Source organism: Nitrosomonas sp. Is35 (genome assembly GCF_033063295.1).
In the GTDB taxonomy this organism is placed as follows: Bacteria; Pseudomonadota; Gammaproteobacteria; order Burkholderiales; family Nitrosomonadaceae; genus Nitrosomonas.
On sequence record NZ_JAWJZH010000001.1, the window covers coordinates 2,442,928 to 2,458,714 of the forward strand.

At 47.5% G+C, this 15,787-nt stretch carries 12 protein-coding genes; 2 read left to right on the forward strand and 10 right to left on the reverse strand.

Annotated features, from left to right (window positions below; genetic code table 11):
• Nucleotides 1–33: 33 nt before the first annotated feature.
• From R2083_RS11595 to R2083_RS11615, 5 genes are all read right to left on the reverse strand, one after another.
• A complete protein-coding gene (locus R2083_RS11595) occupies nucleotides 34–798 on the reverse strand; it encodes a PP2C family protein-serine/threonine phosphatase (protein ID WP_317538540.1) in 765 nt (254 codons plus the stop codon).
• 115 nt (nucleotides 799–913) lie between these two features.
• A complete protein-coding gene (locus R2083_RS11600; RefSeq protein WP_317538541.1) occupies nucleotides 914–3,148 on the reverse strand; it encodes a DUF262 domain-containing protein in 2,235 nt (744 codons plus the stop codon).
• 219 nt (nucleotides 3,149–3,367) lie between these two features.
• Nucleotides 3,368–3,520, reverse strand: a complete 153-nt coding sequence (locus tag R2083_RS11605; RefSeq protein WP_317531406.1) for a hypothetical protein — start codon at nucleotides 3,518–3,520, stop codon at nucleotides 3,368–3,370.
• A complete protein-coding gene (locus tag R2083_RS11610; RefSeq protein ID WP_317538542.1) occupies nucleotides 3,517–3,900 on the reverse strand; it encodes a DUF2779 domain-containing protein in 384 nt (127 codons plus the stop codon). The genes R2083_RS11605 and R2083_RS11610 overlap by 4 nt, the downstream gene beginning before the upstream one ends.
• 84 nt (nucleotides 3,901–3,984) lie before the next feature.
• The gene (locus R2083_RS11615; protein ID WP_317538543.1) at nucleotides 3,985–5,538 is read right to left on the reverse strand and encodes an adenylyltransferase/cytidyltransferase family protein; all 1,554 of its coding nucleotides are present in this window, start codon (nucleotides 5,536–5,538) and stop codon (nucleotides 3,985–3,987) included.
• Nucleotides 5,539–5,748: 210 nt separating this feature from the next.
• Between R2083_RS11615 and R2083_RS11620 the strand changes: the two genes are divergently transcribed.
• Nucleotides 5,749–6,405: a hemolysin expression modulating protein gene (locus R2083_RS11620; protein WP_317531409.1), complete on the forward strand. Its 657-nt coding sequence runs from the start codon at nucleotides 5,749–5,751 to the stop codon at nucleotides 6,403–6,405.
• A gap of 99 nt (nucleotides 6,406–6,504) precedes the next feature.
• Here the strand turns inward: R2083_RS11620 and R2083_RS11625 are convergent, their stop codons facing one another.
• The 4 genes from R2083_RS11625 to R2083_RS11640 form a co-directional block, all read right to left on the reverse strand.
• The gene (locus R2083_RS11625; RefSeq protein ID WP_317538544.1) at nucleotides 6,505–6,621 is read right to left on the reverse strand and encodes a multicopper oxidase domain-containing protein; all 117 of its coding nucleotides are present in this window, start codon (nucleotides 6,619–6,621) and stop codon (nucleotides 6,505–6,507) included.
• Nucleotides 6,622–6,937: 316 nt separating this feature from the next.
• Nucleotides 6,938–9,121, reverse strand: a complete 2,184-nt coding sequence (locus R2083_RS11630; protein ID WP_317531411.1) for a hypothetical protein — start codon at nucleotides 9,119–9,121, stop codon at nucleotides 6,938–6,940.
• A 161-nt stretch (nucleotides 9,122–9,282) separates the two neighbouring features.
• Complete coding sequence (locus tag R2083_RS11635) at nucleotides 9,283–11,610, reverse strand: TonB-dependent siderophore receptor (protein WP_317538545.1); 2,328 nt, start codon at nucleotides 11,608–11,610, stop codon at nucleotides 9,283–9,285.
• A 237-nt stretch (nucleotides 11,611–11,847) separates the two neighbouring features.
• Nucleotides 11,848–12,072 (reverse strand): (2Fe-2S)-binding protein, encoded by a 225-nt coding sequence (locus R2083_RS11640; protein WP_317531413.1) that lies wholly within the window; start codon nucleotides 12,070–12,072, stop codon nucleotides 11,848–11,850.
• Between the two features lie 294 nt (nucleotides 12,073–12,366).
• Here R2083_RS11640 and R2083_RS11645 point away from each other — a divergent pair, with 294 nt between their 5' ends.
• Nucleotides 12,367–13,746, forward strand: coding sequence for an L-serine ammonia-lyase (locus R2083_RS11645; RefSeq protein ID WP_317538546.1), 1,380 nt, complete (start codon nucleotides 12,367–12,369; stop codon nucleotides 13,744–13,746).
• Between the two features lie 167 nt (nucleotides 13,747–13,913).
• Here R2083_RS11645 and R2083_RS11650 read toward each other — a convergent pair whose 3' ends face one another.
• A complete protein-coding gene (locus tag R2083_RS11650) occupies nucleotides 13,914–15,269 on the reverse strand; it encodes a DUF3422 domain-containing protein (RefSeq protein WP_317538547.1) in 1,356 nt (451 codons plus the stop codon).
• Between the last annotated feature and the right edge of the window lie 518 nt (nucleotides 15,270–15,787).

The window sequence follows — 15,787 nt, forward strand, 5'->3', positions numbered from 1 at the left end:
CATGCAACCGATTTGAGCAACTGACAAAGTAATCTATTGATCACCTGCCAGCACAATGACCGAAAAATCATCGCTGCCGCCCGCGCGGCGTGCAGCTTTGAGGACATTCACAAGGTCTGCTTCAGACTCATTGGCAAAGAGCGCAGCAATCTGTACATCATCCAGGGCTTCGTTTAATCCATCGCTGCACAATAGAATACGTTCACCGCGTTGCAATTCATGCGTGGCGATATTTGCCCTGAAGTCATCGCATTCGGCATCCACGATGAACTGGCAAGTAAGGCCTTGCAAGATACTCGCAGAATTTGTAGCTTGCTCAGCAGTGATTTCACCGTCATCCATCAAATCGTTCAACAAACTGTGATCACGGCTCAACAGATCTGCCCGGCCATCCGCCAGAAGATAAGCCCGCGAATCGCCGACGTTAAAAATGGTCGCCGCATTTCCAAGCAAGCGCACCCCCACCAACGTTGAAGCCATACCGTACAATTTTGGATTTTCACTGAGCGCCACATAGTCTTGCTGCACTCGATGCAGCAATGTCGACAATGATTCCGTCGCGGATGCCGATGCAAGATGATCACGCAAAATTTCCAGCAAACGCCGGCTGGCCAAACGCGGCAACGTCCCGATGGCCACTCCGTCGGCAATGGCAAAATAGCGTGGCTGCGAAGTATCTACCATCCTACCTTCGCGAACACTGCCTTGATACACCTGACCGTCTAGCAAAACAGCGTCCTCGTTATGTGATTTGCCTCGACCACGCTGACTGAAGGCCGCATACTGGGAAATTTTCATTGTTATTCAATACACTCCCCAAAGGATGGTAATAAAACTGATTGTTTTTCTATCAAAAAACTGTAATCCGCTATCCACAATACCAATAAATTCTCTTAACACATGATTATTCTGCCTAATCAATTTGAAGATTGTCATACCATTCTTGGTATATCTTAATTAGCCGTTTTTTGTTAGCAAGTACAAAACTTCGAGCAGGATTTAGCGGATCATTTTTACTTTGAAGATCTGAAAGATTTAATTTAAAACTTTCCAACTCATCATCGCTTGCAAAAACATCGAACCCGCGCTCTTTTAAGTTGTATCCCTTAATCTTCACTGATTTATATTTTTCGATAGGATCGATATCTTGCGCCGCCCGATTAAAAGAAAAATCGACTGCAACTTGATTACCTATCGATTGCTGCCAAGCTTTACAGATCTCATGAAACTTTAGCTGTTCACGCTTCCCCTTTCCCGTGCCATTCAGTTTCTCAGATGCAAGAATATGATCATAATCCCATGGCCTATTATGTCCTTTCCACATTAATTTATTGGATGGATCGAATCCTTTGAAAGCATCCTCAAGATATTCGCGTTGCGCATAAACCAATAACTCTTGTTGCTGACGAAGTTTCTCGATGAACAAACCTATACTCTCATTTTGCTCATCCGTTTTTTTCTCTTTACCATCTTTATTGCGAACTACAACGCCCTGCCAAAAACTTGACCAGTTAATCAATTGCTCAGGTGAACTATTTTCATCAAGCTGAAAAGCCTCATTAAGATCCGTAATATTCAAAGGAACAAGAACTAATCTTTTATCGCTATTCTTATTCATATCTGCGATCTTTATACTTGATAAATCACTTTCATTAATCAATCTATTGATTGCTTTCTCTTTATCTATCCCAAACCAATGAACAACGAGAGCTAACCCAATAATCCTTCTAGTATTTTTATCTTCGCAAGACATGGATATGTATTGATATCTCTTGGCAAGTAGCATCAACCAAGCAAATACTTCTCGTGATGACCAAGCAATGCTACTCCTCAGATAGGCAGGCAAACCATAGGTACGACTCTTCTCTTCGTATAAAAAGCTTTCATCAATCCAAATTAATGCCTTCTCTAATTCACCTGAACCAAAATATTTCTCAATTCTTTCCCGTTTCTCAAGATCTTTTATATCCTTATCAGGATTTTTGCTGAAAATTTTACGGATCTGATCTACTGTTAATTGAGATTCAATTTTTTGATCACTTTCTTCAGTCAATGCAATGCGTATGCCTAAGTTCACTAATCTCACATCAGTGATTGGCTTTTTAGCCAATTTATTCATTATTTCCTCAATTTCAGGCCAATAAGCTTTGATCATCGAATAGATAAGTTCTTCATTATCTAGTGGTGTTCCCTGTCCATTCAACCGCTGAAATATTTGCTCAATATTATCAATACTATTTTCTATCCCCTCGTTTGACACCAATAACGCAATAAGACGACATTGTTCTGCCTTTCTCAGACCCGATTCAACAATTTCACGCTCACCCTTACTTATATCACTAATTTTATTAGCTTCCTTCGCCCAACTCTCAACAAAGCTTATCCATTCTTCCTGAGCTAGTGCATCCCAATCTAACTTACCTTCTTTGAAGTGTCTGAATAACAAAAATACGGGCACGGGAAATTCTGCATAGTAAGGTAGTGCTAAGCTCGGTAAAGGTCTTTCATTAAAATTCTGAGAAAGGTATTTTTCTTTAAATTTATACGACAGTTTTTCACAATCATACTTTTTAAAATTTTCCTTAAAGTTATCTACTTTCCCCATAAATTCTTTTCGCTGCTCTACTTTTAAAATGCTTGCCTCATCTCCATTATGAAATCCCCATGGATGCGCTTTTGTTGCAACCCGAAACAGATATTTGCGAGTGGTATTTTTGAGAAGGCTTTTAGGAATTAGATCAAGCCACAAAACAACGTCATTACTTATTCCATCTTTCCAAGGATCAACAAACCCCCAGGCTATTGCGTTGCAGCGTTGTTGACCATCAAGAATGTGATGCGATGTATCCACTTCAGATTCTTGTGTCTGTTCACTTTTTGCATGCGTTGGGTTGGATTTATCATGTTGTTCTTTAATTCTATCGATGATAACTATTGAGCCTATGGGAAAGCCCCGAAAAATCGAATCCCAAAGCAATTCAATTTGTTGGGGCTCCCAAACCAAACCACGCTGAAAAGAAGGCACTCTGGCTTTGATTCTATTACCAGGTGCATTATCTTCTACATTTCCCGACCATGATCCGACTTGCCTTAATGTAAAAATAAAATAATTTTTTGTCTCACAATCAGAGTATTGAAAATATTTCAATTGATTTATTCCTTTTTTATTGTTGTTGCATCAATGGCTACTTATTAACATTCTAAATACCTCCCTCAACCACCACTCCAGCATTGCCGAATTAACCACTGATGCAACAACCTTGCAGACATCATCTAGCTCGACCACATGTTGATCTTCGGACAGCAGTGATTCCAATTTATGAAATAGGCGGATGGCTTTCAGAAATCCAGAGTATCAGGTCATGATTCAGAGATTCAAATCCGTACACCCGGAAAATACCTGCCACAAACGCACCATAGCGTAAGTATCCAATTTGCAGTATGCCAGAAGCTGTTGTTCGATCTGGGTTTTGCGTTCGGGTGCGGTATCCGGATGAATGCCTTCCAAAAAAGCATTCATCGCCATACCGCCATCCTGCACGCCATCCAAGGTATCGTACCGTAATTCAGGCACGACAAAGCAGGCAGCACTTTCTTGATGCTCCAGCTGCCTTTCTGGCTCGGGTGGTAGTAGCGTTCACGCGCAACCGGTAGCAGATCGACGATTCGATCATTGATCGCTAGCAGCGGTTGGCTTAAAGAAGGGAAACGCTCCGCCAATTCGCGTATGCGCGCCGTCTCAAATCCGGCGTTGTAGACAAATACCGGCTCATCTTCTCCACAAGCGGCAATCAGGGATTGGGTGAAAGATTCCGATGGATCGTTACCTGACAGGTCGAGAAATTCAGTATGCGCAAGCCGACCCGACGCATCAAGGCGGTGCAGACTGAACTGGAACACAATTTGGCGCGTGTGGTTCCGGTGGAAATTTGCCACATTGATGAAAACCAGGCATTTCCGGGTGTGCAGAATTCTTTTTGGATGTTACTCGCTCTTTATTTGCGTTTCCTTACTTCCTGCACCGTCCAAAATACGCGCCACCAGATCGGATGTAGAAATACCCGGAGTGTAAGGTAGCTCCTGAATCATTTCAGCCGGTAAAGACTCGCAGAGTTTGTATTTATCCTGGCGTTCCTGTTCCGATGCGCAGGCGAAGGTGTAAATATCGAAACCATGCTGCTGCATGAATTCCGGGGTGACGCTCGCAGGGGTTTCCGTCATGACGGCGTCGACATACTTGCAGGCGGCCACAACGGCGGCGCGTTCCGCTTGCTTCATGACGGGCAATTTACCTTTATTTTCCACCACGCGTTCATCGGAAACCACGCAGACGGTCAGGTGCGTGCCCAATGCGCGCGCCGCCCGTAAAAAGTTGATATGACCTTCATGAAATAGATCGGCCACCATGCGGGTATAAACCCGTTTCTGCCGCTGATTTTTCGGCCACACGGGAATTTCCCGGTTCAGTCGGGCCATTGCGCGCTCCATCCACTGCCGGCTGCGCAGCGCAAGCACGTCATCGGGGTCCTTCAGAACAATCTGGTGCGCATAGCACCACGCTTTGGCCAAATCTCCCAGCAACCAGCGTTGTATCAGTCTGTGATAGGCATAGCAACGCACCAGCTGGGTAAAGTTTTCCAGATTGCATGCGGATATCACGGTATCCCAATTGGGATTCGGCGTGCGCCAGTCGCCGTAGAACGCGGTCAGAATCTTTTCCGGCTGGCGCGGAAACCAGACTTCACCGTGCTCTGTACTGCGCTGCGTCAGATCGAATTTGGGGAAAACCGAGACGCGCTGATAATCATCCGGGTAACCGGGCAATGCAAAACCGCCGACGATCTGTTTACCGCGGGCTTGCAGGCCGCACACATCCAGCGTAATCCCCAATTCCGGATGGATATAATCGCGATAATTGGCGTATTCGATCCGCATCGGTGCGCGTACCCAGCCCGCTTGCTCAAGCGTCGCGCAGCAGGCATCCCAGAACTCCATTTGCACGGCGATATCGAGATCCTTATCGAAATCCAGCAAGCAGCCATTGCGAACCAAACCCAGCAAAGTACCGGCAAAAGGAAATACCGGAATATTCAACTTGGCCAGTTCCGCGCAAGTCGCCCAAAGCAATTTTTCCGCTTCTCCCGAAGCGAATACATTGGTATCGGGTTGGCTGGGTTTGACTTGTTCTTTATACGGCGGGATTTTTCCGGATTTAGCCAGCGCCATCAGATGATTCAGCGCATAAGTGAAATGCGCATGCGCGGTGGATAAATCCAGCAAAATAAAACTCGCGGTTCCGAGCACATGCGCCCAGTGTGCTTTGTGAAAGTCACCTTGCACATGCGCGTAGATTTTTGCGGCATACGCGGACACATCGGCCGTCCGGCCCGTGCGCATCGCCAACGAACACCACGCGCGAGCAACCTCCGGGGATAGTGGATATTCACTTTTCAACGGCTCGAGAATCCCGTCAGCATCGTTGTACTTGCCGACGATGATTAATTCCTTTGCCTTTAATAACAATTCATCAAGCTTCATGGTTATATTTAGCAGCTATTGCTTTATTTCCAGCCACTTAACCTTTTCAGTTTCAATAATCGGTAATAATAAAGATTGCATTTTAACCATTATTTAATATAATAGGAATCATTCTCATTATTATTTATTCAATATAATGAGACGAGACAGAAAAATCGCCGCATTTATTTGTTAAATGCACACATCAGATTAGAAATAGGAGGCAACATTATGGCAGTCACCACTAGACCTCGTCCCAATCTAGGATCGGGATCGGTCAAATTTATCGATGGTTTTCCTTTTGAAGGGATTGGTTCCGCCGGATTCACCGACAATGATTTACTGTATATAGGCGATGACTTAGACAATGCCATCACGGGAGGTACAGGGCATGACGAGTTTCAAGGCAGAAACGGCAATGACACGCTGAAAGGCGGGGATGGCAATGACACGCTGAATGGCGGAGATGGCAATGACGATATCGACGGCCAGGAAGGTACTGATAAATTATTTGGCGGCGCAGGCGACGATATCCTGAGAGCGGGTGGCAGCAAGCCGGTCATCATCACTGTAGAAGGCGGCAGAAGAACACTTGTGCAGGGTGACCTCGACCGGCTCACTGGAGAAAGTGGCAACGATACCTTTGGCTTCTATGGCTATGGAAGGTTTCAAGTCACGGATTTCACGATTGGTGAAGACCGGTTATTTTTCGACTCGCAAGCCCTCGGAATCGACTCGGTGCCGCAACTGCTTTCTTTTATCACGAATATCACCGATAACGGTGACACCGGTTTTACCGCTGAATTCCTCAACGGCGCAGCTTCCATTGAACTGGTTGGCGTCAACGTAAACGCGATCACCGCGGATATGATTGTTTTCAATCTGTAAACTTCATTCTCAATTCTCTTTTAGTTCTTCCTTACTCATAAGGGCCAACCCCGGATCTTCCAGGATTGGCCCTTTTCTTTTCTTCTCTACAGCTGAGTTTTATTCAACAATGAAGCTCGTCATCATGACGGCATTGATATGATCATTGACATGACAGTGATACATCCATCGTCCACGGACATCGGGTTGATAGGAATACAGAGGGCATAATTCCATTGCACTTCGTCTGCCACTATCCAATATTCCCGGGCTGTGAGAGTGCCTGTATTGACGATCAATGCCAGCCAGACAATAACGTTTTCTTGTTACCCATCTCTCGATTGGTGTAAGCGTTACATTAGACATTGGCAGCGATCGCTCATATTCTGCGATCGCATCGGTGATAAGAATGGCTGGCTAAAGACAGGGGGTGTCGTGGCTGGCTACGACTGGCTCCACGATCGCGGAGCCGGGTTTGAAATACTGTAAGTAACCTTTTGAACACAATCCTCCCTCGTAGAAGGGCTAAAACTGCGAGGGAGGGAACCTGCTGTTACAACAACTTACTCTCGTATTCCGCAAGAATTCCGGTCATTATGGACCGCAATGCAACGGCTCTATCAGTATTGCCGTTATTGATCGCATCTTTCAGATCGCGAATTGCATTTTCCAGACTGGCGCGTTTCGATGTATTCAAGCGCTGAGCGAGATCAGCCAAGAAAACGCCGGTATACAGCGACAATCTTTCCAAAGCCAGCAACGCTTGATTCTTATCGGCTGTGAAATTGGCTTCGATTTGATGAATACTTCTTTCTACCTGCCCCAGAATGCCTTTGCTAATTTCACTGACGATTTTGTCGGCAACGACATTGGATAGTTCGCCAGTAAACTGGGTTTTGATCTGATTGCTTCCCGATGGATTATCCTGAGCGATAAAACCTTCCACGATGCGGTAAAAATATTCGCCTTCGATCTGTTTCTCCCTGGCTTCGTCGGCTTCCGCGGCTCTATTTTCGATAATACCTTGAACTTCCCGTAGCACGCCGATCAGAAAACTCCTGACCAAGGGAATGACGATATTTTCACTAGCCAGCGCTAATGTTTGCGCATCGCCTGCGTCGGTTTTATCGAATGCCCGTTTGCCTTGAATAAAAGCAGCGGTGATTTGATAATCCAGATCGGGATCGCTACCTGACACAATCGATTGTTTGTCCGAGGAAAGCACTTTGTCTTCCTTATTCGCTGTTTTAGCAATCGCCGAGTAAGCGGTGTACGCTCTGTCCCATTCGAGCGCGAGCGCATCTGCCGATAAATTGCCGAACTGCTCCTGAACCAGCGTGACACGGTTATAAACAACCAACGCAAACATTTTCTGCAGCGACTTATCGATCACTTGCAAAGCCAAGGGAACTTGATTGCCGGAACTTACCTGTGCAATGGCTGCGGTAACATCTTGGCCGATCGTCAAGCCATAAATTTGATCGACCAGTTGCGTCAGTTGCTGTAAATCTCCAGCATATTTCCCGGCGATGGCGTCAGCATCGATCGGCACTTGATTCCGCAGCGCATCGATTGCCTGGTAATCGGCCAGGGCATTTTCCACAAGGGCAGTATGTTGCGCCACTTCATATTTGGCCCGATTCAGTGCGTTCTCATACTTTGTCAACAGAGCCGATATGGCATTGCGCGCCAGCTCGGATTTGGGAGCACTGAGTTCATTGCTGGCAGTCATTAAATTTTCCAGCTCAGTTTCCAGACTGCCCCGGTCAGCAGCACCCAATCGCAACTCGAGATCGGGCAACAGGACTCTGGCAAAATATTTGGCGCCTGCCGCTTCGGCCACGGCATGCGGGCGGTCTTTTTCCGTGATGGCGCTTGCTTGACCATTCATTTCGGCAACGACACGGCCAATAAAACCTTTTCCTAGCTCACTGACAATCTCATCGGCAACAACTTTGGATGGATCTCCTGTTAATTGCGCTTTTATCCTCAAGCTGCCGGCAGGATTTCCTCTGGCCACCAGCGATTCAATAACGCGATAGAAAATCTCTCCTTCCTTGAGTTCAATGCTGGTTTCTTCCGGATCCGCGGCTCTATTCTCAATGGCACCGGCAACTTCACGTAATACCGCAATGTAGTAAGCGCGTGCAAGTGACATCCGTATCGCGTAACGGGCGATTTGCACCGTGACGAAATCTTCTTCCGGATTACTTTTATTGATTGCTGTTCTAATTCTGGAAAAGTGATCGTTCACCTCCACATCGAGTCCTGGATTGCTGCCAGCTTCGAGTGCTTGACGGTCGGCAGTCAATAGCTGATTTTCTCTGGCTACAGTGGCGGATATGGCTTGAAATGCGGCCACCGATTCATCCAGCATGGCTATCAACGCAGTTGATGTGCCGGTTTCAAATTGATCGCGGATGGCAGCAATACGATTCCAGATCGCTTGATAAAACACGCGCTGCAGCGTCTTGTCGACGACTTGCGCCGCGAGTCTTGGCGCATAATCGTTTTTAATATCGTCGATGGCCGCCAGCACATCACTATCCAGACTTAATGAATTGGCGGTATCGACTTCTTGCACCAATGTTTGTAAAACACCGGCATAAGCATCTGCAATGGCATCACCGTTAATCGGCACTTCTCTACGCAGCGTTCCAATCGTTCTGTAAGCAGTGACCGCAGATTCGATAGCTGCGGTATTCGAGGCCGCAACCGCATTATTAATTACAACCATGAAACATAAACTCACGATCAACAACATACTTAGTGAATTTATGAGTCTCCTCAATAAATACATAAAAACTCCTCTATACAATAAACATTAACGAGAATACAAATGATAACTATTATTATTTACAGTCGCAACTAAAAAATATATTTTTTTATTTTTGTGAACTAAAAATTGGCAATCAAAGTCGCTCTGATCGCAATGGGTGAACCTGGAGCAATGTTAAAATCGTTTTGTGCAGAAGCGAAATATTTCGTATTAAATAAATTTTCTATATTTAACTGACCGCGGAAACTTTTGGTGAATTGCGTAAAAAGCGCTGCATCCACGCGAGTAAAATCAGGTAAAGTAACGCGATTCGTCAATGAAGCAAGCATACTATCCCGGTGAATCACACCAAATGCTGCGCCGATACTCGGCGTAATATCGTAGCGGCTCCACATTGAAAAAGTATGGCGCGGAAGCTCCGCTACCGACGCACCTTTCTTCGCAACGCTTTGGATGTCGCTGGTGATTTCGCCGACTTGATAGGCATACCCCCCCATCACGCTCCAATTTGAGGTCAACTGCCCGGACAAACTGACTTCAACACCTTCGGTACGTTGCCCTTTGGTTAGAAAGGTTTGTCCGCCGACCACCGAGTTGATGACATTGGTGCGATCCAGCTGATAAACCGCAGTGGTAAACGCTAAATCCGGCCGTATATCCCATTTCACCCCTGCCTCCAGCGTTGTAAATTTTTCCGGTTTTAGTGTTTCAGTCGTGACGTTCAAGGCTGTCAGCTGATCACCGGCACGCGGCACATAGGCCTGGCTATAGGTTGCATAAAATGAAACAGGAGTAATAGGTTTATAGATCAAACCAAAACGGGGTGCAATCAGATCGTCTCTCGTTTTTAAATGCTCTCTCGGGCCATTTTTCTGCTGAAAGTCCACTTCAAACAAGTCATAACGCACCCCTACAATCGCTTGAAGCTGCGGAATGATCTCGATCTGATCTTGAATATAAAGCGAAGTCACGTTGACAATGCTACGGTTCAATGCATCGACATCCCCGTCCCTGCCGCCATTCCTGGTTCTAAAAGTAATGGGAACATGAGTGATCGGATTACTGAAAGATACCGGCAGGCTTGTCATAGCCAGACTATTATTAAATAAGCCCGTTTCACGCCGGTTATGGGTTTCCTGGCGCCCCACTTCGATACCGGCCATCAGCGTATGCGCAATAGGGCCTGTGTTTAAGGAATACAGCAAGTTTGTCTGATTAAAAACATTCTCTCGTTTAGTCGCATTGCTATAAGCTCCCAGCGAAACTTCATTGAGCACATTATCCAATCCGCCGTTGGCAAACACATTTTGATAGAACTTATCGTAGGTCGCATAATTGGTGCGGTTTTGCAGCGTGATGCCATTGTCAAATTTATGTTCGATCAAGGAATTAAAGGCCAGCACATCGACATTAGCGTGGCTACGTCGCGGATCCCCGAAGAATTGCGATCGATCCACATCGACAGGCCGCCCCATGAATGAAGTAATGCCTCGATCAGCGGTACGGTCATCGTGATACCGCTCCATGCCGGCAATAATCTTGGTGCGATGCGTCGGTTTTAGCGTCACCGTTGGGGAGATGCCCAGCCGTTCCATGCTGACTCCGTCCCGGAAACTGCCGGCATCTTCGTAGAGCGCATTCAAGCGGACCGCGGCCATATCGTTAATCACGTACCCGACATCGGCGGTCATTCTTTTCAGATTGAAAGATCCCCCTTGGAAAGAAAATTCTTTTGTGGGATTCCAATTGGCCTGCTTGCTGACACGGTTAACCACACCACCCGAACCACCGCGGCCGAAAATCATGCCGTTAGCGCCTTTGAGCACCTCGACACGCTCGATGTTATAGAGATCTCGGTAATATTCCACGTCGTCGCGAATACCATCGGTGAAGAAATCGCCGGTGGAACGGTTACCGCGAAACACCAGTGCATCGCGATTGCCCTCGCCTTGGGAGATACCGACGCCGGGCACATAACGGACGGCATCGCCGATGCTTCGCACCGATTGATCTTTAATCAACTCATTGGTTATCACCGAGATAGCTTGCGGCACATCCCGCAGCAGCGTATTGGTTTTGGTCGCCGTACTGGTGCTCACCGCCGCGTAGCGATTGGTATTGCTGGCCGTGACTTGTATTGCCGGCAATGTGGTGACAACCGGTTCAGGAGAAGCCGAAGGTACTGCGACGATAGCAAAACCATCGTCGCGCTGCGTCACTTGCAAGCCGGAACCGGTCAGCAACTGATCGAGCGCTGCTTTGATCTCAAAATCACCCGTCAAACCATGCGTGACTTTCCCCTGCAATAGCGCAGGATCCAGCGCAAGTTTAATTCCGGCCTGTTGTGAAAATTGCATGAGTGCGTCGTGCAGATAACCGGCAGAAATATCGTAGGTCCGCACTGCCGTTGAAGTATTTACTGATTGTGCAACGCTAGGCTTAGGCAAAAAAGCTGCCGCTAGACACACACTGACGAATACCGCACAAAAACAGATGTATCTAGTAAAACCACGAATAGTCATATCATGAGTGAGTGCAAAATTATTTTTGCAGTGCTTACCCGATTCGCGGGTAAATATTATTATTAAAATGCAATGAATTGAATAACTAACCCGGATTCACCAGCAAGATTCCACAATCAGCCGGGAAATCCTTATTGCGCCCAAACTATTCTTGGATTTCCCTCAGATTGCTGTTTCGCACACGCAAGTTGATTGAGGAGTAAAATTTTGCAGCTGAGATTTCTGCACCAATGTCTGATCCAGAACCTCCTTGGCATGGCACGCGCACAGACCACATTGCTCCGTTACCCCCAAGCTGGCTTTTAAGTCCCTCATCCGGCCCGCGCCTTGATAAATTGCTTCACGCAGCGCGCTTTCGGTTACACCTTTGCAGATACATACGTACATTTTAAATACCTTGCGATCTATATTTAAAAAATTCTTGTCTTACAAATAACGATCTAATGATCATTAATAATGAGAATGATTCTTAATTATACTCATTTCTTTATGAAATGCAAGATATCCAGCAAATCAACTATCAAGCAATATAAAATACCTGATAGTCAGTCCTATCATGGTTATCAACAAAAATTTGTTGAGTCGGTGCAAGACATATAGCATACTTACTGCGCTTCGATTTTCAGTACGCACTTTCTGCGGAACATCACTCAGATCCTCTAAATTTTCACAGGCAATTTAATGTTTATCAGCGTTCTTGATCTTTTCAAAATAGGTGTAGGCCCCTCCAGTTCGCACACCATGGGTCCCATGGTTGCAGCCAAGGATTTTCGCGGCCGCGTTCAGACTTTTGTCACCAGTCATCCAATTCCGGATTTCCTGCAAGTACGCTGTACTTTGCGCGGATCATTGGCGTTTACCGGCAAGGGTCACGCCACCGACCGCGCGGTGACTTTAGGCATGCACAATCACACTCCGCAAGGACTGGCCAAATTGGACGTCAATGAACTGTTCCAGAAACTCTGGCAGCAAAATATGCTGCCGATCAACGAATCGATCACCGTTCATTTCAATCCACCCGAAGACATTATTTTTGATCGTGGCGAGCCATTGCCGGAACATCCGAACGGTATGATTTTTCAGTTGCTGGATGGAACCGGTAAGACGCTGCTGACAGAAACTTATTTCTCAATCGGCGGCGGCTTCATCTCCACTTTGTCCGAGATTGGCCAGATCGTTGCGCCGATCAAAATGGAAGCAACCAGTTCGTGCGGTTTTCCGTTCGATTCCGCCAATCAAATGATGAAAATGTCCGCCGACAGCGGCCTATCGATTGCCGCCATGAAACGCAGCAATGAGCTTGAGCGCATGAATGAAAAAGTATTGAACGATGGTCTGGACGCCATTTGGGACGCGATGCACACCTGCCTGGAAAAAGGTTTGGTGGCCGAAGGCAGGTTGCCTGGCGGACTCAACATTAAACGCCGCGCGCATGCGCTGTTTCTGCAATTACAGAACAATCCGCAAAAAGCCAACTTGAACGATTGGCTGTGCGCTTACGCCATGGCCGTCAATGAGGAAAATGCAGCAGGACATATGGTTGTTACCGCACCGACTAACGGCGCTGCGGGTGTCATTCCGGCGGTGATTTATTATGCGGTCAAACACGAAGGGGCAACGCTGGAACAAGTACGCGATTTCTTATTGGTGGCCGGTGCGATTGGTGGTTTGATCAAGCACAACAGCTCGATTTCCGGCGCCGAAGTAGGTTGTCAGGGCGAAGTCGGTTCTGCTTCCGCGATGGCAGCCGCCGGTTTATGCGCGATCAAAGGCGGCTCGACAGCGCAAATTGAAAATGCGGCGGAAATCGCATTGGAACATCACCTGGGCATGACCTGCGATCCGGTAGGCAGCCTGGTGCAGGTACCCTGTATCGAACGCAACGGCTTCGGTGCGATCAAGGCGTACACTGCGTCATCATTAGCAATCCGCGGCGATGGCCAGCATTTCATGTCGCTCGACAACTGCATTGCCGCAATGAAACAAACTGGATTGGAAATGTCGGTGAAATATAAGGAAACATCGCTCGGCGGATTGGCGGTCAGCATCACCGAATGCTAGGGAAACGCTGATTAATTCGGCGAACGAGATGAAGCACGAGGCGCACGGAACACAGCAACCGAGACATCTCTACAAGATAGGCAAGGGAGCGAGTACCGCGCAACGAAGTGATTCGCTCGTGTAGTCAATTAATCAGCGTTCTCCTAGCATCGGGCAAATTGCACCGCTCACTTATCCCGGTGCAATTTGCCAATCACTGAACGCACACCGCGCACGACAAAGTAAACGGCGAGAACAACGAACGGGATCGCGATGCCGGTCAACAATTCGACATTGATATCCTGCCCCGCCGCTTTCAGCGCTTTCAATCCGTAACCGACTATGCCCAGTAGATAATAGCTCAACACCACCACGGACAAACCTTCCACCGTCTCCTGCATGCGCAGTTGCACGTGGGCACGATTGTCCATGGATTTCAGCAAATCCCGGATCTGTCCTTCCATCGACAAGTCGACACGCGTACGCAATAACGCCGACGCGCGCCCCAAACGGGTCGACAGCGTTTCAAGCTTGGTATGCACCAGTTCGCACGTCCCCATCGCCGACGACAGCCGCTGGATCATGAATTCCTGCAGCATCTGTAACCCTTCGATACGCTCCTCGCGCAATTCGGTGATGCGCAATTTCACGATATCGTAATACGCTCTAGAAGCATTGAAGCGGTGACTGGTGAGCGCCGACAAACGCTCGGTTTCCGCCGCCAGCTGGGTCAATTCATTCAGCAAGCTCTGCTCATCCTCGATGCAGGTCAGTCCGGCACTGTTTGCGGTCAATTCGGCCAGGCGCTGATCGGCACGCGCCAGTTGCGGTATGATCTTACGCGTGACGGGCAGCGGCAGCATCGCCAGCATGCGGTAGGTTTCGATTTCCAGCAAACGCTGCACTAGCCGCCCGACCTGACGGCTACGCAAGTTGTCGTCATGAATCAGAATACGGCCAAAATTGTCGGCATGAATCTGGTTATCGCTCCATACGCTGGCCGCGCCGCCCGCCACCTTGGAGCCGATCACCGTTCCGGAAGCGAATAAATTCACCAGTTCATGCAAACTGCGTTTGGGACGCGAACGGTCTTCCAGCGCGATATGCGTCGCCACCAGCAACTCACCCGGCAAACGCGCCAGCCAATCCTGCGGCACATACGCAACCGCGGGATGCTCAAACGGCGTGTCAAACGGCTTGGCGCGATAAATGGTATATGTCGAGTATTCGGTATGCCGCTCCCAGCGCAGGCGAAACTCGCCGCAATCCGCGCTGAAATCGTTTTCGTGCGCATTCGGCGGATCGATGCCGTAGCGCGTACATAACTCACCCACCAATTGACGCTCCTGATCGACCCGGTCGCGTTCCGACAACAAGACCAAATGCGAAAGCTCAAATGGCGGCGCCAGCAACTCATACGCCACTGCATTCAATTCGGCGTGCAAATCCTGCCGCTCCGCATATTCCGGAATCGCCAGTAATTTTTCTTCAGCAAGCGCGCCTAGTTCAGTAGCAACGGATGACAACGAGGCAGGGGAATCCATAACAATAGCCCGACTAAATATAACGAGCCTGTAGCATACCGAATTTTTATGACCCGCAAATGAATCTTTTGTGGAATGATTGCAGAGGAATGGGTTTACAGCAGCAGAAGCCGTACCGCGCGCCATAAAAAAGATCAACGCTCAAAGAACGTTGATCGACTAACATTCAGGAAGATACTACGTACTACGCAACGAGTCTAGCACGGCAATTGTGAAGGTTTTGTGAGAGTAAGAATGTCGAAGAGTCGGCATGGCAAGACAGACTCGACGCAGGAAAATAAATTAACATGAAATCTTGTGCGCGCCTGACCGTCAATTTAACAGATCGAGTGCTATAATTTCTTATAAATCAACATATCAATGAATAAAATAACGCATATCTGGAATGGTTAATTGGAGCTGACTGATAGACAAATTCGGCCGCCTCAGACTCTTGTAACTCAGGATTGCCATATTGATGCCGGCATTATGCAAACAAAGTTCACAGAACAGGTTACTGTTTTTTTTCCAAAATCTCA

What these genes read in the sequence shown, in the direction of transcription:
- R2083_RS11595 (WP_317538540.1), bottom strand. Translation starts at nt 798, where the DNA reads ATGAAAATTTCCCAGTATGCGGCCTTCAGTCAGCGTGGTCGAGGCAAA.
- R2083_RS11605 (WP_317531406.1), bottom strand. Translation starts at nt 3,520, where the DNA reads ATGAATGCTTTTTTGGAAGGCATTCATCCGGATACCGCACCCGAACGC.
- R2083_RS11615 (WP_317538543.1), bottom strand. Translation starts at nt 5,538, where the DNA reads ATGAAGCTTGATGAATTGTTATTAAAGGCAAAGGAATTAATCATCGTC.
- R2083_RS11620 (WP_317531409.1), top strand. Translation starts at nt 5,749, where the DNA reads ATGGCAGTCACCACTAGACCTCGTCCCAATCTAGGATCGGGATCGGTC.
- R2083_RS11625 (WP_317538544.1), bottom strand. Translation starts at nt 6,621, where the DNA reads ATGGAATTATGCCCTCTGTATTCCTATCAACCCGATGTCCGTGGACGA.
- R2083_RS11630 (WP_317531411.1), bottom strand. Translation starts at nt 9,121, where the DNA reads ATGGTTGTAATTAATAATGCGGTTGCGGCCTCGAATACCGCAGCTATC.
- R2083_RS11640 (WP_317531413.1), bottom strand. Translation starts at nt 12,072, where the DNA reads ATGTACGTATGTATCTGCAAAGGTGTAACCGAAAGCGCGCTGCGTGAA.
- R2083_RS11645 (WP_317538546.1), top strand. Translation starts at nt 12,367, where the DNA reads ATGTTTATCAGCGTTCTTGATCTTTTCAAAATAGGTGTAGGCCCCTCC.
- R2083_RS11650 (WP_317538547.1), bottom strand. Translation starts at nt 15,269, where the DNA reads ATGGATTCCCCTGCCTCGTTGTCATCCGTTGCTACTGAACTAGGCGCG.